This window comes from Rhodococcus sp. DMU2021, assembly GCF_019641445.1.
Taxonomy (GTDB): Bacteria; Actinomycetota; Actinomycetes; order Mycobacteriales; family Mycobacteriaceae; genus Rhodococcus; species Rhodococcus pyridinivorans.
In genome coordinates, this window is sequence record NZ_JAIFKB010000016.1 from 1 (window position 1) to 18,818 (window position 18,818).

Annotated in this window: 15 protein-coding genes and 1 pseudogene; 6 read left to right on the top strand and 10 right to left on the bottom strand. The window is 67.7% G+C overall.

Going from position 1 to position 18,818, the window contains the following annotated elements:
- Positions 1-152: 152 nt before the first annotated feature.
- The 6 genes from K3M35_RS26300 to K3M35_RS19530 all read left to right on the top strand — a co-directional run bounded on the left by K3M35_RS26300 (position 153) and on the right by K3M35_RS19530 (position 4,793).
- Positions 153-806, top strand: a complete 654-nt coding sequence (locus tag K3M35_RS26300) for an Hsp70 family protein (protein WP_259444276.1) — start codon at positions 153-155, stop codon at positions 804-806.
- On the top strand, positions 803-1,399 hold the full coding sequence (locus tag K3M35_RS26305) for a hypothetical protein (RefSeq protein WP_254704836.1): 597 nt from the start codon (positions 803-805) through the stop codon (positions 1,397-1,399). The genes K3M35_RS26300 and K3M35_RS26305 overlap by 4 nt, the downstream gene beginning before the upstream one ends.
- A 67-nt stretch (positions 1,400-1,466) precedes the next feature.
- A complete protein-coding gene (locus tag K3M35_RS19515) occupies positions 1,467-2,759 on the top strand; it encodes a hypothetical protein (RefSeq protein WP_254704837.1) in 1,293 nt (430 codons plus the stop codon).
- Between the two features lie 64 nt (positions 2,760-2,823).
- Complete coding sequence (locus tag K3M35_RS19520) at positions 2,824-3,066, top strand: hypothetical protein (RefSeq protein ID WP_064257569.1); 243 nt, start codon at positions 2,824-2,826, stop codon at positions 3,064-3,066.
- A 23-nt stretch (positions 3,067-3,089) separates the two neighbouring features.
- Positions 3,090-3,548 carry an RNA polymerase sigma factor gene (locus tag K3M35_RS19525; RefSeq protein WP_254707619.1) on the top strand — a complete coding sequence of 153 codons (459 nt, stop codon included), beginning with the start codon at positions 3,090-3,092 and terminating at the stop codon, positions 3,546-3,548.
- Positions 3,549-3,573: 25 nt separating this feature from the next.
- Positions 3,574-4,793 (top strand): IS3 family transposase gene (locus K3M35_RS19530; protein ID WP_138846000.1). Its coding sequence is split into 2 segments (ribosomal slippage): positions 3,574-3,883 and positions 3,883-4,793, totalling 1,221 coding nucleotides; the frame shifts between segments, so codons are not numbered across the junction.
- A 34-nt stretch (positions 4,794-4,827) separates the two neighbouring features.
- Here K3M35_RS19530 and K3M35_RS19535 read toward each other — a convergent pair.
- The 10 genes and pseudogenes from K3M35_RS19535 to K3M35_RS19580 form a co-directional block, all read right to left on the bottom strand.
- Positions 4,828-5,682: pseudogene (locus K3M35_RS19535) on the bottom strand (PLP-dependent cysteine synthase family protein); the annotation flags it as partial.
- Positions 5,683-5,790: 108 nt separating this feature from the next.
- Positions 5,791-6,210 (bottom strand): hypothetical protein, encoded by a 420-nt coding sequence (locus K3M35_RS19540; RefSeq protein ID WP_006554855.1) that lies wholly within the window; start codon positions 6,208-6,210, stop codon positions 5,791-5,793.
- Positions 6,211-6,504: 294 nt separating this feature from the next.
- Positions 6,505-7,434, bottom strand: a complete 930-nt coding sequence (locus K3M35_RS19545; RefSeq protein WP_039958834.1) for a M56 family metallopeptidase — start codon at positions 7,432-7,434, stop codon at positions 6,505-6,507.
- On the bottom strand, positions 7,431-7,793 hold the full coding sequence (locus K3M35_RS19550; RefSeq protein ID WP_006554857.1) for a BlaI/MecI/CopY family transcriptional regulator: 363 nt from the start codon (positions 7,791-7,793) through the stop codon (positions 7,431-7,433). The genes K3M35_RS19545 and K3M35_RS19550 overlap by 4 nt, the downstream gene beginning before the upstream one ends.
- A 274-nt stretch (positions 7,794-8,067) precedes the next feature.
- Complete coding sequence (locus K3M35_RS19555; RefSeq protein ID WP_138846001.1) at positions 8,068-9,135, bottom strand: type II glyceraldehyde-3-phosphate dehydrogenase; 1,068 nt, start codon at positions 9,133-9,135, stop codon at positions 8,068-8,070.
- 67 nt (positions 9,136-9,202) lie between these two features.
- Positions 9,203-11,629 (bottom strand): cation-translocating P-type ATPase, encoded by a 2,427-nt coding sequence (locus tag K3M35_RS19560; protein WP_254704839.1) that lies wholly within the window; start codon positions 11,627-11,629, stop codon positions 9,203-9,205.
- A 99-nt stretch (positions 11,630-11,728) separates the two neighbouring features.
- Positions 11,729-12,007, bottom strand: a complete 279-nt coding sequence (locus K3M35_RS19565) for a hypothetical protein (RefSeq protein WP_084222351.1) — start codon at positions 12,005-12,007, stop codon at positions 11,729-11,731.
- Entirely contained in the window at positions 12,004-12,246 is a 243-nt protein-coding gene (locus K3M35_RS19570) for a DUF2892 domain-containing protein (protein ID WP_039586167.1), read from the bottom strand. The genes K3M35_RS19565 and K3M35_RS19570 overlap by 4 nt, the downstream gene beginning before the upstream one ends.
- 175 nt (positions 12,247-12,421) lie before the next feature.
- On the bottom strand, positions 12,422-15,670 hold the full coding sequence (locus tag K3M35_RS19575) for a beta-phosphoglucomutase family hydrolase (RefSeq protein WP_308257092.1): 3,249 nt from the start codon (positions 15,668-15,670) through the stop codon (positions 12,422-12,424).
- Positions 15,667-18,084: a phosphoketolase gene (locus K3M35_RS19580; RefSeq protein WP_220666901.1), complete on the bottom strand. Its 2,418-nt coding sequence runs from the start codon at positions 18,082-18,084 to the stop codon at positions 15,667-15,669. The genes K3M35_RS19575 and K3M35_RS19580 overlap by 4 nt, the downstream gene beginning before the upstream one ends.
- Between the last annotated feature and the right edge of the window lie 734 nt (positions 18,085-18,818).

Genomic DNA, 18,818 nt, shown 5'->3' on the forward strand with positions numbered 1-18,818 from the left:
CGACGGCACTCATCACTGCGGAACCGATCACCACTTGACTTCGAGGTCGACCATGGGGCTACCCTCGATCAGGCCGCCTGACGTACACACCCCGTGTCCACTATCCAGGGGTCACGCCCGACTTCGGTGGCGGCACCCTCGATATCGCTGTCCTGACCGCGACCAGCGAATGGACCTTCGAGGTCATCCGCGCCGGGGGGGACAACACCCTCGGCGGCAAGAACCTCGACGCCACCGTCGCCCGGTGGGTCGACGATCGGGTCCGCGGCGACGATCCGGAGCTGGCGGCCTGGCTGCGCACTGCGGACGGTCTCGATGCTCGCCGCACTCTCGACGATCAGATCCGCCGGGCCAAAGAGCTGCTCTCGGAGCATCCCTCGGCGACGATCCGGGTCACCGGCAACGGCGCGGACCTGACGTTGACGCTCACCCGGGACGAGTTCGAGCAGATGATCGAACCGCAGATCACCCGGGGTGTGCAGCTGGCGGCGCAGGTGCTGCGCGAGGCCGGGGTGGACCGCACGAGCCTGCAGGCCTTGTATCTGACCGGCGGCTCGTCCCGCATCCCGTACGTGCACCGACGACTGTCCGAACTCGGATCGATCGCCACCTTGGACGATCCGAAAACCGTGGTGGCCAAAGGCGCGGCCGGATTCGTCGCCGGCGGCCGCGCCACCGTCCCCCCGGCCGAGGTCGACACCGAGGTACTGCGACCCGGCCGACGCCCCAACCGGCACCGCGCCCGGCGGAGCCCTCCCCCAGCACCAACCGTGGCGGTGCGGGACGGACGCGGAGCCTGCTGGTGATCGCCGGCGCGGGGCTGGCCGCCATCGCCGCGGCGACGGGAGTGTTCGTCGCGGTCAACCATGACACCGGCGCACCGGCGGCGGCCGCGGCGCCCGCCGCTGCCGACCCGCACCCGGCAGGGCAGGGTGCGGCCGCGGGCCGGTTACCGGCTGCGAGCGCCGATTCGAGCTATCGCAGCGAAACGACCGACGAGGTGACCGTGCTGCTGCCGACCACGCTGTTCATCTCCTCGACCGCCTGCGAGAAGTCCAGCTTTTCGTCCGAGGGGGCGCTGCAGGTGCGGTGCCTGCTCAATCCCGATTCCGCCGTCGGCAAGACGATCGGGATGGAGCGCCACGACTACACCTCGATCACCGCCTGGCGCGACGACCAGTACGCCCGCTCGACCTTCATCCGGCTCCGCGACGCCACCGACGGGCACACCACCGTCATCTCCGAAGACGGCACCCGCCTCGTCGACGCCGACGACTCGTCCGGCCGCGACGTCCGGTACACCGTCATCGACCGCTCCACCGGTCTGATTGCGACGTTCTCGATGGACAGCGTCGAGATCGGTGCCGCGTTCCTGGCCGAAGTCGGTTGGGACAGCTGACCGCTCGCGGCCTTCTTTTCTCGCACCTTCTTTTCTCGGATTGTTCTCGATGAGGAGTTTGTTTCCCATGCGTATTTCTCGTACCCGACGCGTCGTGGTGGCCGTGGCCGCGGCGACCTCGCTGACCGTGGCCGGCTGCAGTACCGACGACGGCGGTGCCGCGGCCGCAGACACCACCACCACGGCCGCTGCGGGGGACAGTATCGATCTGGCGGTACTGGACACCGGCGCGTACAACACCGAACCGAAGGATTTCGTCGAGCAGGGCCAACGGGCCGAGGACTTCGGGCCCGCGGTCGAAGGGCAACGCCTCGCCGAATTCGTGGTTCACCCGCACACCATCGATCCCGCCCTGACCGTCGGCGGACCGAACAACGGTGTGTTCGTCGGAGGTTTCGGCCCGATCTTCACCGGCACCGAACGGCAAGTCGTCGAACCGTTCTCGATGATCCATGCCTTCGACAGCTCCCGCTCCACCGCCGACGAATCCCGCACTCTCGGGATCGGGGTCTGGCGTTTCCCCACCGACGACGACGCGGCCGGCGCCGCGCAGGCGCTGCACCAGGCGATCGTCTCCCCCTCCGGCGAGGATCTGACTTCTGGTCCCGAAACACCGGTCAGTGTGCCGCAGCTGCCCGGCACGCTGGCCTCGACCTACACCTGGCCCGAGACGGGCACCACCAGCCTGAACACCCTGACACCACGCGGGATGTTCGTCATCTACACCTACACCAGCGACCGCAGCGGCGAGAGCGCCTGGGTCACCGACACCGCGGTACGGTCGGTACAGCAGCAGATCGAGTTGCTCGATCGGTTCCCGGCCACCCCGACCGACGAGATCGGCGCGCTACCGGTGGATCTGGACAAGGTCCTGGCCCGCACGGTCGGCTTCCTCGACAACGAATACGCCCGCAACTCCGACACCGCGATCTACGGCCCCGACGGCTGGTTGCACTTCGATTCGCACCCGGCCAAGACCGAGGAACTGTTCGAGCGGACCGGCACCGACCGGATCGCCAAGGCCAACAGCAACGTCTACCGCACCGCCGGCGCCGCCGACGCCGACGACCTCAAAGCGGCGTTCATCGAGATGAACGGGGACACCTACCCCGATCTGGTGCCCGACACCGCACTGGCGCAGGACCTTCCCGGCACCACCTGTTGGTCGGGTGATACCGCCCAAGGACGGATCGGGGTGTGCCTGATGACCTACGGCCGCTACATGGCCGAGGTGAGCGGCTTCCGTGCGATCGCCAACACCGATCCCGACAACGACACCCTGCGCACCATCGCGCAACGAGTGGCCACCCAGTACACCAAGTTCGTCCGCGCCGACGAGATGGGCCTGGGTGAGAACTGACGCTGCACCGGCCCCGGCGATGACCACGGCCAACGGTCGGGGAGAACAGCCGCAGCCACCTCGGGTGGCTGCGGCACTGCCGGCGACATCCACGACGTCCGAGACCGACGACCGCGACCGGCTCGAACGCGAGCTGGCCATGCTCGCCGACGTGCGCCGCCGCATCGCCGCATCCGACCCGAGCCTGCGTATTCCCACCACCACGGTCGACCGGGTCCTCGACGACTACCTGCAACTGCCCGAGCGACCGCAATCGGCACCGGACTGCGAGCAGACAGCGGATCCTGTCGAGGAGAACAGCAGGTAGGTTACTGCCCGGACAGAGGGGGCATGATGACCGAAACCGAACTGATCGAGCGGTGCCGGGCCGGGGACCGGACCGCATTCGCCGCACTGGTGACCCCGGCGCGGACCCGGATGTGGGCGGTGTGCGTGCAGATCACCGGCAACCGGCACGACGCCGAAGACGCCCTGCAGGACGCGCTCATCGCCGCCTGGCAGAACCTCGACAAGTTCCGCGGCACCGCCCAGTTCTCTTCCTGGCTGTACCGGATCGCCAGCAACGCCGCCCTCGCAATCGTGCGCAAACGCCGCGACATCCCATCCGACGAGATCGATCTCGCACACTCGCTGTCGACGCCGGGACCGGCCGAGCGGGTCGCCGACACCGACGCGGTCCGAACCGCTCTGGCGCAGCTGCCCGAACAATTCCGCGCCGCGGTGGTGCTACGTGAATACGCGCAGGGGCATTCCCCCCGGAGTGTGGACATCCTGAACACTGGGCCATGAAGGGCCCAGAAGGAGTGATGTCACGATGGTGATGAAGGCGTATTCGGCGGAGTTCAAGGCCGATGCCGTCGCGCTGTACTTGTCCGACCCGAGCCACACCTTCGAGGGCATCGGCAAGGACCTGGGCGTCAGCCGCGAAACCCTGCGCAACTGGGTGCGTGCGGAACGTAAACGCACCGGCACTGCGTCCGCAGCGGACCGGCCCCGGAAGCCGGCACCGGCGGGCGGGGTATCGTCCGAGTCCGTGTTGGAAGAGGAAAACAGGCAGCTCAAAGCGCAGATCCGCAAGCTGGAGACCGAGCGGGAAATTCTGCGGAGGGCCGCGAAATATTTCGCGGGCGAGACCAACTGGTGAGCCGCTTCCAGTTCGTCGACGACCACCGCAACACCGCGCCGGTGAAGTGGCTGTGCCAGATCCTCGAGGTGTCCCGATCCGGTTTCTACCGGTGGCTCGCCGCCGCGCCTGCCCGGGCCGAACGTGCCCGTGCCGACGAGGAGCTCGCGACGCGGATCCGTGGGATTCACGACGAGTTCGACGGCACCTACGGTGCCCCGCGCATCACGGCTGAGTTGCGCGACGCCGGGATCGAGGTGAACCACAAGCGGGTCGAACGGGTGATGCGTGCGAACGGGATCGTCGGGGTGCACCTGCGCAAGACCGTGCGCACCACAGTCCCCGAACCTTCCGCGAGCCCGGTGCCGGACCTGATCCGGCGGGACTTCACCGCGAGCGCACCGAACACCAAGTACGTCGGCGACATCACTTACCTCCCCGTCGGGGACGGTGACTTCCTCTATCTGGCAACAGTATTGGACCTGAACTCCAAACGGTTGGCGGGGTGGTCGATCGCACCGCATATGCGCACCGAGCTGGTCACCGACGCCCTGCGGGCAGCGGCCGCCGCCCGCGGTGCCGCCGGTCTCGACGGCGCGATCTTCCACTCCGACAACGGTGCCCAATACGTCTCGCAGAACTTCGCGGATGTCTGCCGCGAGCTGGGCGTGACCCGGTCGCGAGGTGCGGTCGGAACGTCGGCGGACAACGCTGCCGCCGAATCATGGAATGCGACGTTGAAGCGGGAGACACTCCAGGGCCGGAAAAGGTGGAACAGCGCAGGTGAGGCCCGCACCGCCGTCTTCCGTTGGATCACGCGTTACAACACGCGAAGGAGGCATTCCGCTCTCGGTCAGATCTGTCCTATCGAGTTCGAGCAGAGATCGACTATGATGGCTTCCGCCGCATAGGTATTGGTGTCCACATCTCGGGGGGAACGCCCCTCCATCCGCCGCTGGCGTGGTGGGTGGCCGCCAGGGTGCGGCAGGACCAGACCGCCTCGTGCGGGGCCACCCAGTGCACCTCGTCGAAGGCCGGGTAGTCGATGTTGTCGGGGTAGATGCTCGACCCGAGTCCGCGCATGAGCCGGGTGTGGGCGGGTTGGCCGAAGATCGTCGAACCGACGGTGTCGACCCCGACCAGTTTCAACTCCGGGCAGAACCGGCGCAGCACCCGGGCCACCCCGGCCGAGTGTCCGCCGGTGCCCACCGAGCAGACCAGCACGTCCACGCGGCCGAGTTGGGCGGCCAGTTCCAGGGCGAGGGATTCGTAGGCGTCGACGTTGTCCGGGTTGGTGTATTGATCGGGGCACCAGGAGCCGGGGTGCGCGCCGAGCAGCGCGGCGACCTTGTCCCGACGCGCCTGTTGCCAGCCGCCGGTCGGGTGCGGCTCGGTGACCAGTTCGACGGTGGCGCCGTACGCGGCGAGCATCCGGTGCACGATCGGCTCGAGGCCGGGGTCGGTGACCAGGGTGACCGGATGGTGGTGGGTGATCCCGGCCAGGGCCAAGCCCAGGCCGAGGGTGCCGCTGGTGGATTCGATGATCATCGCCCCGGGGGCGAGGTCGCCGCGGGCCTTGGCGCGTTCGACCATGTGCAGGGCGGGCCGGTCCTTCATTCCGCCCGGATTACTGCCTTCGAGCTTGGCCCAGAAACCGCGTCCGGTGCCGGCGAACGGCTCCCCGATCCACAGGACGGGGGTGTTGCCGACCATGGTGGCGGGCTGGGGGCAGCGGAGGGCGGTGGTCAGCAGGTGCGCGGAGGACGATGCCGCGAATGTGGAGTGAACAGCACTGGTCATGTGAGGTGTGATCCCTGTATCGGACTGCGACGGGCGCAGTACATCGGTGACGGGCAGCGCGGAGCGGGCCACCAGGGACGATCCCCGAGGTGGCCTGCGGGCTGTCGATCAGCACCGATTGATACAGAGAGTGTTGAGAATGGTGCGCCCGGATCGGGCGCGGGGTATCGGATCCGGTGGGGCACGGGCGGCCAAGGTGGCCGGCATCAGTGCCATCATCACCACGAGGGCGACCAGAGCGAGCACGGCGGCGGTACCCAACGGGCGCAGCGGATTGTCCGACCGGGGCATGGCGACGACGGTGTGCCCCTCGTGAGGGCGGTGCTCGCCCTGCTCGATGTGCGCGTGCCCGGGGGCGTGCTCCTCCGCGGCGACCGCGGTCGAGGTGGTCACCACGTGCACGTCCGTGTCGTGATCGTGGGCGAGGAACAGGCCGCATTGGGCGATGGTGTGCCCCAGCAGATACAGAACAGCAGCGACGGCGATGACCGTCCGCGTACGCGGGGGGCGTATCGCAACGGCGCTCACAACTTCCTGACTGTAGCAGCGCAAAACGGGCCGATCGGTTGGCCCAGGCATCGAGCCGGCCGAACCCCGAGGTCAGCCTGCGGTCGACCGGCACCCCTTCCCCTGCCTTCTCGGGCACGGTCGGTGCCGGGCCGGGCGTCCGGCCCGCGAACACGCCGACCCCGATGCGTTCGGGGTCGTGGGAGCGGTGTCGGCGCCTATCTCGGGCAGCCGCGCACGTCGTCGGCGCAGGCTCAGAAGTGGCCGCATCCCGGGGACGGCCGGGACCAGTATTTCCGCGAACTGGGGGGCGGTTCAGGTACACACGAGCGCGGACACCGCGCCGGCGCCCGCCAGGACCGTGAAGATCGGGCCCACCATGGACACCGTGCCCATTGCCGCGCAGGACAGCCAGGGCCAGCGCGCCCGACCTTCGATGCGCAGCTTCCACAACCGCAGCGACGTGTCGTTGCTCAACCCCAGTGTCCCTGCGGGCCGCGGCAGAGTCGACGCCGACACCGCCGTCAACGCCGACCGCACCGTGGCGGGGCTGGTGACCCGGGCGGCATGTTGATCCGCGGTGAGTTCGACGAGGGTGGTCACCGCGGTCGGCGCTGCGGCGAACAGTGGCACGCGGGGGAACACCTCGGCCAGAACATTGCACACGTTGACGATGCGGTGGTGTTGGCCTCGCAGATGGGCACGCTCGTGCGCAAGAACGGCTTCGCGTTCGCCGGCGCTCAGGCACGCCGACAAACCTTCGGTGGCCACCACGAAGCCGGGACGACCGCCGACGCTGTAGGCCATCGGCAGTGGGTGATCGAGCCACATGACATCGCCTCGGGACCGCGCCACGATGGCCACCACCTCACGGTGATAGGTCCGCACCCGGCGCGACTCCCGGGTGTGGCGCCGACCCACGACGGTGGTGCGGATCGCCGCGAGGGCCAGAGCAACGGTGACAGCGCCGGCGACCGCCGCGGTGATCCCTGGGGCTGCGGTGTGCGAGAGCACCGACCAACAGCGCACCAGGGTCTCGACGGCCGATTCGGCGGGCGCATGCTCGGGCCAGAGCGAGACGGCCACCGCGGAGGCACCGAAGAACACGGTCCCGCCGATACTGCCGAGCCATGCCGCCAGCACCGTCCTCGGTGTCAGGGCTGTGTCGGTCAGGCGTCGCAGCAACGTCGGCGCTGCCACTGCGATCAGAGCTGCGCCGACAAGGAGAATTACCGCCAGAGTCATCGGTCCGTGGGCCCACCGGTGCGTCCGCGACGCAGCGCATCGAATTCCGGGTCGGTCACCGTCTTGGCGAAGTGCAGCAGCACCGCACTGGGGTCGGCGCTGCTGTCGAGCAATGCCCGCAAGGCCTGGGACGTGGCTTCCTCGCGACTGCACGACGGTGAATAGAAATAGGCACGACTACGCTTTTCCCGCTGCACCCAGCCCTTCTCGTACAGATGGGTCACCACGGTCAGGATGGTCGTGTAGGCGAGTTGTTTGCGGCCACTCAGGCGTTCGACGAGGTCGTGTACCGACTGCGGCTCGTCGGTGGACCACAGCTCGTTCATCACCTCGGCCTCGAGACCGCCCAATCGCTGCATGGCTCCCCACGTAGATACTCGCCGGCTACCACACGTTCTCAGCGTGGTCCCTATTCCTCGGTCCTCTCGAATTCAACCATGCGGGAAATTTACCGTGTAATTGTCGGATGCGTATCGCCCAAGCGCCGAGGTGACTCCGCCGACCAGCGTGTCGGCCCCTCTTCCGATGCCGGGCACTCGTTTCGCCCACCTGCCTCGGTAGTAGTACAACGAGTCAGCGCAACGAGTCAGTACAACGAGTCAGTACAACGAGTCAGTACAACGAGCAGGCCTGCTACGCAGGGGGCGGTGTCGGTGAGGACAGCGACGGTAGGAACCGTCGACGCATCCCGAGAACCTCATCGGTGAGGGCGATGGAGGCGGCGCCGTCGTCGACGGTGCCGGTCACCGCCCGGATCGCGTCGATCGATTCCGGTATGACGATCGCTTCGTTGAATACCTGATAGGTGAGGTAGGCCTCGTCTCCGTCGACGGTCACCACGTCCTCCCACACCGCAACCTCCCACATATCGCCCCGCGGCCTCCCGAGATCCCGCATCAGTTCGACGGTGGTGTTCAACGCCACCAGTCCCTCCGCCATGGTGACGAAGGCGATCCGCGGGGCAGCGTGCAGGGCAGCGAGGACCTCGTCGCGGCTGCTGCGTCGGCGCAGTCGCAGGCTCCAGTAATGGTTGTGGGTTTGGGTGTGCGCGGCCTTGGCGGCCATGGTCACCACATCGAGATTCGGCAGGACGGTTCGCGCGTCCGGTCCTTGATGGGAGGGAATGGACGACTCGGGAACGATCGTGTTCATCACCCCACCCAGGTGGGACTCGCCGGGATCGGTGGCGCGCCGGATCAGTGTGCCCCGCGCGCTGGCCAGCAGATCCGCCGCCTCCAACGCCCCGAGGACCCGCACGATGCTGGTGGTGTTGCACGAGACCACCCGCGTGCTCTCCCGGCCCACGGCGCTGGCGTAATTCGCCTGCGCGACGAAGGAATGACCGGTCGTGGCATGCGATTCACCGCCCTGCAGGATCACCTTCACCCCGGCCCGACGGTAGAGGGGAAGAGCGGCGGCGGCCACCTTCTTCGGTGTGGCGTCCACAACGACGTCCACCTGGCCGAGCAGGTCTTCGAGGGTGCCGAGCACCGGAATGCCGGCGCTGGTCATCGCGTGCCGGGCGGACTCGCCGGCCGCAAATATCGGAATGCCGAGTTCCGCGGCGGTGCGGATCCGCCAGTCGGTGGCAACATCGGCCACTCCGACCAGATGCATATCGGGCATGGCCCGGACCGCATCGGCGACTCGCTTGCCGATGACTCCGTATCCCGTCACGGCCACTCGTATCGGCGCGGTCATCGATATCCTCCTTCGGATCCGTTGTTGAAGGTTTGGCTGAAAGTTGGATGGATCGCCGCGAGCGCCGCTATCCGGTCGTGTCCCCGACTCGGGGCGGCGCGGCTGCCACCGGTGCCTCCGATGCGGCCGCGCCGGCCTGGCGGGGAAGCTCGAGTCGTTTGAGCATCAAGGCGTTGACCGCGACGATCAGGCTTGAGCCGGACATCGACAGCGCCGCGATCTCCGGGCGCAGCACCAGCCCGAAGGCGGGTTCGAACACGCCGGCGGCGATCGGCAGGGCGATGACGTTGTAGCCGACCGCCCAGCCGAGGTTCTGCCGCATCTTGCGCAGGGTGCCCCGGCCGATGCGCAACGCGATCGGCACATCGAGTGGGTCCGAACGCATCAGCACCAGGTCGGCGGTTTCGATGGCGACGTCGGTGCCGGCGCCGATGGCGATGCCCAGATCCGCCTGCGCGAGGGCGGGGGCGTCGTTGACCCCGTCGCCGACCATGGCGACCTTCTTGCCGCCGCGTTGCAGTTCGGCGATCTTGTCGGCCTTGTCGGCGGGCAGCACCTCGGCGATGACGGTGTCGATGCCCAGCTGTCCGGCGATGCGCCGGGCGGTCGCTTCGTTGTCGCCGGAGAGCATGACCACCTCGATACCGAGCTCGTGCAGCGACGCCACCGCCTCGGCCGAGGTTTCCCGGGCGGCGTCGGCCAGGGCGATCACCCCGACACCGCGGCCGTCGACCGCGACGAGCACGGCAGTACGCCCCGTCGCGGCGAGCTCGTCGCGTCGGTCCATCAGCGCGCCGAAGTCGACGTTCTCGGCCACCATGAGTTTGCGGTTGCCCACTGCTACCCGCCGGCCGGTCACCTCGGCGACCGCGCCGTGGCCGGGCACGTTGCGGAAGTTCTCCACCGAGACGGCGGGAATGCCGCGCTCGGTCGCATGGCGCACGATTGCGCCCGCGAGGGGATGTTCGGATTCGCGTTCGACCGCTGTCACCAGCGTCCAGAGTTCGTCCTCGGGCAGACCTTCGACGACGACGTCGGTGACCTCCGGCTCGCCTTTGGTCAAGGTGCCGGTCTTGTCCATCACGACGGTGTCGATCCGGGCCGAGGTTTCGAGAGCGGTGGCGTTCTTGAACAGCACGCCGCGCTTGGCGCCGAGGCCGGTCCCGACCATGATCGCGGTCGGGGTCGCCAACCCGAGCGCGTCGGGGCAGGTGATCACCACGACGGTGATGGCGAACAGCAGCGCCATCTGTATGTCCCCGTCGAGCAGCCACCACACCAGGAAAGTGCCCACGCCGCCGACCAGGGCGACGAAGACCAGCCAGAACGCGGCCCGATCGGCCAGGCGTTGACCGGGGGCCTTCGAGTTCTGCGCTTCTTGGACGAGGGCGACGATTTGGGCCAGGGCGGTGTCGGAGCCGACCTTGGTCGCCCGGACCCGCAGGGTGCCGGTGGTGTTGATCGACGCACCGATCACTTCGGAGCCTTCGGTCTTGGTGACCGGCAGGGACTCACCGGTGACCATGGATTCGTCGACCTCGGAGTGGCCGTTCTCGACGATCCCGTCGACGGGGATCTTCGCTCCCGGCCGGATCAGCAGTAGGTCTCCGACCACGACCTCGGTGGTGGGGATCTCCACCGGCTCGCCGCCGCGCAGCACCACCGCCCGGGGTGGGGCGAGTTCGAGCAGGGTGCGGATGGCGTCGTTGGCGCCGCCGCGGGCGCGCATCTCGAACCAGTGCCCGAGCAGCACGAAGCTGGCCAGCACCGTGGCGGCCTCGTAGAACACCTCGCCGCCGCCGGTCAGGGTCACGCCCACGCTGTAGAGCCAGCCGGTGCCGACCGCGACGGCGACGAGCACCATCATGTCCAGGGTTCGGGCCTTGAGGGCCCGGTAGGCGCCATCGAAGAAGATCCACGACGAGTAGAAGACCACCGGAATCGACAACAGCAGCGAGAAGACGTCGTCGCGTAGGCCGAACGGTGCGGCCACGGTGAATCCGAGCACCTCCCGCCCGATCGGCGACCACAGCAGGATCGGGATCGACAGCAGTGCCGCCACGAGGAAGCGGTTGCGCATGTCGCGCACCATCGCGTCCATCGACATCCCGGCGTGCCCGCCGTGGCCCATCAACTGCTGGGGCGTGTGGGCGGCGTGGTCGTCGTGCGCGGCGTGTTCGTCCTGTGCGGCAGGGGCGGGTGCGGCAGAGGGGTGGGCGGCGTGTTCGCGCGGTTCCTCCTGCGGGTCGCACAGGTGCGAGGGCACCGACTTGCCCTCGCAGTGGTATCCGCAGTCCCGTACCCAGTCGGTCAGGGTCGCCACCGAGGTCACGGCCGGGTCGTAGGTGACGGTCGCGGTCTGGTTCATCGCGTTGGCCTCGACAGCCAGGACGCCGGGTCGGCGGAGCAAGGTGGACTGCACCACCGCCGCCGAGGTCGCCCAGTGCAGGCCACCGACCTCGAGTACGGCGGTGCGTTCGTTTCTGTTTGTCACGGTGTTCGAGGACATGGTGTTCTCCGGACGGTCGATGGAATACGCATTGCGAAAGGCGCATTGGAGGGTCAGGGAAAGCAACCGAAGAGCCGAACGCAGTTAGCGGCCCGATCCGTGGCCTCCGTGGCCTCCGTGGCCGGGGCCGCCCATCATCATCGCCATCATCAGCACGCAGGCCCCGGCGAACACCAGGGCACCGACGCCCACCGTGCCGGTGGCCACCAGCGCAATGGCGATCGCCAACATGGGGATACAGCAAATCACCATCATCGCGCGGTGTCCGAGAGCTCGACGCATTCGCCCGGCACGCGCGGGGGCCGGTTCGGAGTGTTCGTGGGGCGAGTGCCGACGGTCGGGCATCTCGCGGGGGTCGGTCATCGGGCACCTCTCAACGACTTGGGCTGGTAGCCGAGTGCGGCGTAGAGCGGGCAGTGCCCCAAGGCTCCGGTCACCGCAAGGTCGAGACCGGCCAGGATCAGCAGTACTTCCAGTGCGGCCACTCCGAGGCCCGGGGACTGGAACAGCAGGACGATCCCGGCGGTAATCGCGGCCGCTCCCACAACGATGCGACCGATGCGTTCGGCCGGGGTGATGTTCAACGACCATCGACGTGCCATCACAACCGCTCCTTCGCCGGTGAGCCGGGGCAGATTCCCCGGGCTTGCTGCTTGCCTTCATCCTCGTCGGGGGGTACGTAGATTCGGTGCGTATCGGATGAGGGTTTGATGAAGATGTCGTGCCGCATGGCCCGCGTCTTCGGTCCGAGGGCGCGGTGTCTTGTGCGCTGGGAGTTCATCGGCGGATCCTTGTCGTCGGGTGCCGCTGCAGCGGGAACTGCAGCGTCTGTCCCCCACCGAGGGTGCGGTGTGCTCCGTCCACGTCGACGGTGACCGCGGTGGCGGTGCAGCGATGGGCGGTCAGGTACAGCGTGCTCTCGTCGAGGCGCACGTCGATGCGGTGGCCCCGGTAGTGCAGTCGGAATTGCAGTTGCCGGATTTCGGGGGGCATCTGCGGGGTGAGCACCAGACGGTCCGACTCGAAGCGGACTCCGGCGAACGAGCGGGTGACGATGTCGACGGTGCCGGCCATCGCGCCCAGGTGGATGCCTTCGCGGGTGGTGCCGCCCTGCGTGTCGTCCAGATCGGCGATCAGCGCTTCCCGGAAGACGCCCCAGGCGCGGGCAGGATCGATCCGGGCCAGCACCGAGGCGTGTACGACCCGGCTCAGGGTCGACCCGTGTGCGGTGCGGGCCAGGTAGTAGTCGACGGTGCGGGTCAGCTGCTCGGCGGTGACGTCGTAGCCGAGCCGGGCGAGTATCGACAGCAGCTCGGTCGGTCCCAGCAGATACAGCAGCATCAGCACATCTGCCTGTTTGGCGAGCTTGTAGCGGTTGGTGGTGTCTGCTTCGGATTCCAGGATCAGATCGAGGCGGCCGATGTTGCCGTAGGTGCGCCGATAGCGAGGCCAGTCGAACTCGGAAAGCCGGTCGTATCCGTCGAACTGGCTGATCAGCCCGTCATGGAACGGCACCGCGATGCGACGGCTCAGATGTCGCCATCGCGTCATCTCCTCGGGGTCGACGCCGAGCCGGTCGAGCAGTTCGTCACCGTCGGTGCCGGCCAGCTCCGCCACCGTCGCGGCCGCATGGTGACACACCCAGGCGGCCATCACATTCGTGTAGGCATTGTCGCGGACACCGAGACCGGGGGCCTCGGGATACCCGTCGTGGTATTCGTCGGGGCCCATCACCCCGGAAAGGTGGAACCGGTCCTCCTCCGGGTCGTGCTCGGCCAGGGACGTGAACAGGCGGGCCACCTCGATCAGCAGTTCACCGCCGCGGTCGGTGAGCCACACCCGGTCACCGGTGCTCTGGTAGTACTGCCAGGCGTTGTAGGCCACCGCCAAGCCGACGTGTCGTTGACGGCGGGAGTTGTCGGGCATCCAGCGTTCCGAGCGCGGATTGTAGAGCTGGGTGGGGGTTTCCTCCCGTCCGTCGCTGCCGCTCTGCCAGGGAAACAACGCGCCGGCAAGTCCGGCGCGGGCGGCGGCGTCGCGGGCGGTGTCGAGACGTCGCCACCGATACTCCAGCAGCGACCGGGTCACCGCGGGCAGGTGGGTGGTGATCACCGGCAGGACGAACAGCTCGTCCCAGAAGACATGGCCGCGGTAGCCCTCACCGTTCAACCCGCGGGCCGGAACACCGGTGTCGAGCCCCTCGCTGTGCGGGCTGACGGTTTGCATCAGGTGAAACAGGTGCAGGTTCAGCACCAACTGAAGTTCCCGGTCGGTGTCGAGTTGGACGCGGAACCGATCCCACAGTCGCCGCCACGCCGCCTCGTGCCCCGGAAGCAGCTCGGTCACCCCGCCGGGGACGCGGTCGAGTTCCCCGAGAACACTCGATCCCGGCGACGCGATGGCCGCGTCCTTGGAGGTGGCGATCGCGGCGATCTTGTCGACCACCACCGGGTGGTCGTGGTGAACCTCGAGACGGAACTGGTGAGCGGGGATGCCGGCGGTCGTATCGGTGTCTCTGCCCCGCACGTCCCCGGCGCGCACGCGGGTGCGTACCGCCGTCGCGATCCGGATGCGACTCTGGCTGGTGTAGGTCTGTACCAGCAGCACATCGGGCTGGACGTGCCGAATCGTGGTCGCGGTCAGGTGCCGATGGGCCAGGGCTGCATAGTCCGCGACATTCGAGTTGGTCACCGTGGGATCGATGCCGGATCGCACTGTCAGCGTGCCGCTCCAGCCGAGGGGGGTCAGCGTCGTCTCGAGCGCGGCCAGATGGAAGCGCTGCATCGAGACCACGCGTCGTTGCCGCACCTGCAGACGCCGTCCCTGCCCGTCGCGCAGGCGCACCTCGCGGATCAGCAGTGCCCGCCGCAGATCCAGCACCCGCCGCTCGTCCTCGACGATCAGACCGCCCTCGGACCACCACGGTCCGGTTTCGATCCGCACATCGAGCCACAGCCAGTCGGCGGTGTTGACCAAATGCTCGTCTTCGACCCTCCGCCCATGCACGGAACTGGTGAGCCGGTTGTAGACGCCCGCGAGATACGTTCCCGGGTAATGGGTGCCGTCGGCCCGGCGTTCGGGGGCGGCACCCCGCACACCGATGTATCCGTTCCCGAGGGCGGTCAATACCTCCCGGTGGCCCTCGTGCGCGGGATCGAAGCCGCGGTAGATCAACTGCCACGGATCGGTGCGTACTGCACCGAGGTCCAACTCCGACACGTCACCGAGCACCAGGTCCGCGCCCGCGGCCTCGAGGAGCCGGCGGTTGCCACCGCGATCGATGCCCACCACCAGGGCGAAGCCGCCCCGCCGGGCCGCCTCGATACCGGATCCGGCATCTTCGACGACGACCGCTCGACTGGGCGGCACCCCGAGCAGCCGTGCAGCATGGAGAAACACCGCCGGATCCGGTTTGCCCGGCAGATCCCGCTCGGCGGCGACCGTACCGTCGACGACCACGTCGAACATCGTGTCCAGGGCGGCGGCGGACAGCACGGTGGTGGCATTGCCGCTGCTGGTGACCACTGCGGTGGCGACCCCGCCGAGGCGCAGGCGTTGCAGCAGCGCGAGGGTGCCGGGGAACACGGGCACTCCCTGTTCGGCCAGCAGCGTGTGGTAGCGGCTGTTTTTCCGGTTACCGATCGCGTGGACGGTCCACGCGTCCTCCGGGTCGTCGGGGGCGCCGGGGGGAAGGCTGATTCCCCGCGCGGCAAGAAACGTCGCGACACCGTCCGAGCGCGGCCTGCCGTCGACATAGCGGCGGTACTCCACGGCGGCATCGAACGGAGTTTGCGCCGCCCCGACGCGCGGGTCGCGTAGTGTCTCGTCGAACGTCTCCTTCCATGCCCGTGCATGCAGGTCCGCGGTATCGACGAGCACCCCGTCCATGTCGAAAAGTACGGCAGCGTAAGGGTAGTGCGCATGACCTTCCGGGCGGATCCGTCCGTCCGATTCCGCCGGGAGGGTGGGCGCGGCGTGCACAGGAGCGCTGTGGTCCTTCGACAGGGCCGAGTCGGGGCCGCTCACGGGATGTCCTGAACCGGCGACACCGCCTCGCACGGGTCGTCTGTAGGGGCGTTCCACCGCCAGTTCCGAATCTCGGGCATGTCCTCGCCGTGGCGCCGGATGTACTGGCGGTGTGCGATCAAAGTGTTTTTCAGTTGTTCACGGGCATGGGCGGCAGCGTCGCGCAGGTGGGGCAACAGATCCAACGCGGTGATCGCCAGATGGAACCGGTCGATCCGGTTGAGCACACACATGTCGAACGGGGTGGTGGTGGTGCCCTCCTCGATGTATCCCCGCACGTGCAGGTTGGCGTGATTGGTGCGTTTGTAGGTCAGCCGGTGGATCAGCCAGGGATAGCCGTGGTAGGCGAACACGACCGGCGTGGTCCGGGTGAACAATGCGTCGAAGTCGGCGTCGGAGAGCCCGTGGGGATGGTCGTCGGCATGTTGCAGACGCATCAGATCCACGACGTTGACCACCCGGATCGCCAACTCGGGGAACAACCGGCGCAGGATGTCCACGGCGGCGAGCGTTTCCAAGGTCGGCACGTCACCGGCGCAGCCGAAGACGATGTCGGGTTCGCGACCGCAGTCGGTCCCCGCCCACCCCCAGATCCCGATCCCCTTGGTGCAGTGGGCGATCGCGGCATCGACGGACAGGTACTGCAGTTGTGGCTGCTTGCCGGCGACGATGACGTTGACGTACTGGCGACTGCGCAGGCAGTGATCGGCCACCGACAGGAGCGTATTCGCATCCGGCGGCAGATAGACCCGCACCACGTCGGCCTTCTTGTTCACCACGTGATCGATGAATCCCGGGTCCTGATGGGAAAACCCGTTGTGGTCCTGGCGCCACACGTGCGAGGTCAGCAGGTAGTTCAAGGACGGAATCGGATACCGCCAGGCGATGGCGTTGGTGGTCTTGAGCCACTTGGCGTGTTGATTGAACATCGAGTCGATGATGTGCACGAACGCCTCGTAGCAGGAGAACACGCCGTGTCGTCCGGTCAGCAGATACCCTTCGAGCCAGCCCTGGCACAGATGCTCGGACAACACCTCCATCACCCGTCCGTCCGGCGCCAGATGCTCGTCGAGGTCGGTGATCGGCAGAGCCCACGCCCTGTCGGTGGCCTCGAGCACCGCGTCGAGCCGATTGGAGTTGTTCTCGTCGGGAGCGAAGACCCGAAAGCTCGTCATGTTCTCGGCCATGACATCGCGCAGCAGGTGGCCGAGGATCCGGGTCGACTCGGCGACCGTGGCGCCGGGTTCGGTGACCTCGACCGCATATCGGCGGAAATCCGGCATCCTCAGCGGACGGAGGCCCCCGCCGCCGTTGGTGTGCGGGTTGGCGCTCATGCGTCGGTCTCCCGACGGGTGCAGGTCGGCGATCTGCGGATACGGTGCGCCGTCCCCATCGAACAACTCCTCGGGACGATAGCTGCGCAACCACTGCTCGAGCACCGTTCGGTGCGAGGCGTCGTCGCGCGCATTGCCGAACGGCACCTGATGCGAGCGCCAGGATCCTTCGACGCGGTGACCATCGACCTCGGTCGGTCCGGTCCATCCCTTCGGGGACCGCAGCACCAGCATCGGCCACCGGGGACGTTCGGCTGCGCCGTCGCGGCGCGCCCGTGCACGGATCGCGGCGATCTCGTCGAGGGCACGGTCGAGCGCGGCGGCGAACTGCCGGTGCATCTGTTCGGGATCGTCGCCCTCGACGAAGTACGGTGTGTGACCGTATCCCCGCAGCAGCGATTCGAGTTCGTCGGGGTCGATGCGCGACAGCACGGTGGGACTTGCGATCTTGTAGCCGTTGAGATGCAGGATGGGCAGCACCGCACCGTCCCTGGACGGATCGACGAATTTGTTTGAGTGCCAGCTCGCTGCCAGGGGGCCCGTCTCGGCTTCTCCGTCTCCGATAATCACCGCGACCACCAGGTCGGGGTTGTCGAACGCGGCACCGTAGGCGTGGGCCAGGGAATATCCCAGCTCACCGCCTTCGTGAATGGACCCGGGCGTCTCGGGGGCGACATGGCTGGGAATTCCCCCGGGAAACGAGAACTGGGTGAACAACCGGCGCATGCCGTCTTCATCGCGGGAGATATCGGGATATACCTCGCTGTAGGTGCCCTCGAGCCAGGCGGCGGCGACCGGCCCCGGCCCACCGTGGCCGGGACCCATCACGTACATCATGTTCAGATCGCGGGCGGTGATGACGCGATTGAGATGGGCGTAGATGAAGTTCAGGCCGGGTGTGGTGCCCCAGTGGCCGAGGAGTCGCGGTTTGATGTGCTCCGGCCGCAGAGGTTCGCGCAGCAGCGGGTTGTCCATCAGATAGATCTGACCCACCGACAGATAGTTTGCGGCCCGCCACCAGGCGTGGATCCGCTCGAGGTCTTCGTCGTCGAGTGAAGGCGAGGTTTCCGGCCGGTTGATTGTCACGGATACTGCACCACTTTCTTTTCTCACATCGCTGCGGGTCTGCTCCCACGGTCGGTCGGCCGCTCCGCAGAGGATCCGGTTCGTAGACAAAGATCTGATCAGATGGTGGCCAACGGTTTTCGTGCCGACAGATCCGCGTCCCGGTGACCGCGGCATCTCATCGGCAGCGGTTTGCTTCTCCCCTGGTCCCGGACCGCGGCTGCGGTGCATCCGGTCCTCACAGTGCCCGATCGACCGGTAGAAGACATAGAGGAATCATGAAGATTTGATCAAGATCCGGAGGTGGTCCCGCGCCTCTCGCGAAGCTTCGACCGACTTTTCCGCCACGGCGCGGCAAGCGGGCCGCCATCGACCTGCTCGTGTCGATCAGCGGCGCGCTCCTGACTCGGAGGCGGCGGTGGGGAACCCGGATCGCCGTCGCCGCCCGTCATCCGCGGCTATTGCAAGGGCCGGACGGGAGCTGTCCGCATTCGAGACCGCCGTCGGTGGACAACGCCACCTGCGCGGTGGGTCTGATGAGCACCGGGCATGTTGGTTGGCCTGCCCACCTCAGGCTCTGCGGTCGGTGACCGCTCGCAGACAGGACGCCCACCTCATGCCGGTCATCCGACAGGGACGAGTCTCAACGGTGCCCCGCGAGGTGGCTGATGCGTAATCCGCACCAGTGCTGTAGCCGGGAAGCCTCTGTGCCACGCACTTCCGGCTCGTCCCGCGGCGCACCTGATGTT

Coding starts and splice junctions, on each gene's coding strand:
- K3M35_RS19515 (WP_254704837.1), top strand. CDS start 1,467: ATGCGTATTTCTCGTACCCGACGCGTCGTGGTGGCCGTGGCCGCGGCG.
- K3M35_RS19525 (WP_254707619.1), top strand. CDS start 3,090: ATGATGACCGAAACCGAACTGATCGAGCGGTGCCGGGCCGGGGACCGG.
- K3M35_RS19545 (WP_039958834.1), bottom strand. CDS start 7,434: ATGACTCTGGCGGTAATTCTCCTTGTCGGCGCAGCTCTGATCGCAGTG.
- K3M35_RS19550 (WP_006554857.1), bottom strand. CDS start 7,793: ATGCAGCGATTGGGCGGTCTCGAGGCCGAGGTGATGAACGAGCTGTGG.
- K3M35_RS19555 (WP_138846001.1), bottom strand. CDS start 9,135: ATGACCGCGCCGATACGAGTGGCCGTGACGGGATACGGAGTCATCGGC.
- K3M35_RS19565 (WP_084222351.1), bottom strand. CDS start 12,007: ATGACCGACCCCCGCGAGATGCCCGACCGTCGGCACTCGCCCCACGAA.
- K3M35_RS19570 (WP_039586167.1), bottom strand. CDS start 12,246: ATGGCACGTCGATGGTCGTTGAACATCACCCCGGCCGAACGCATCGGT.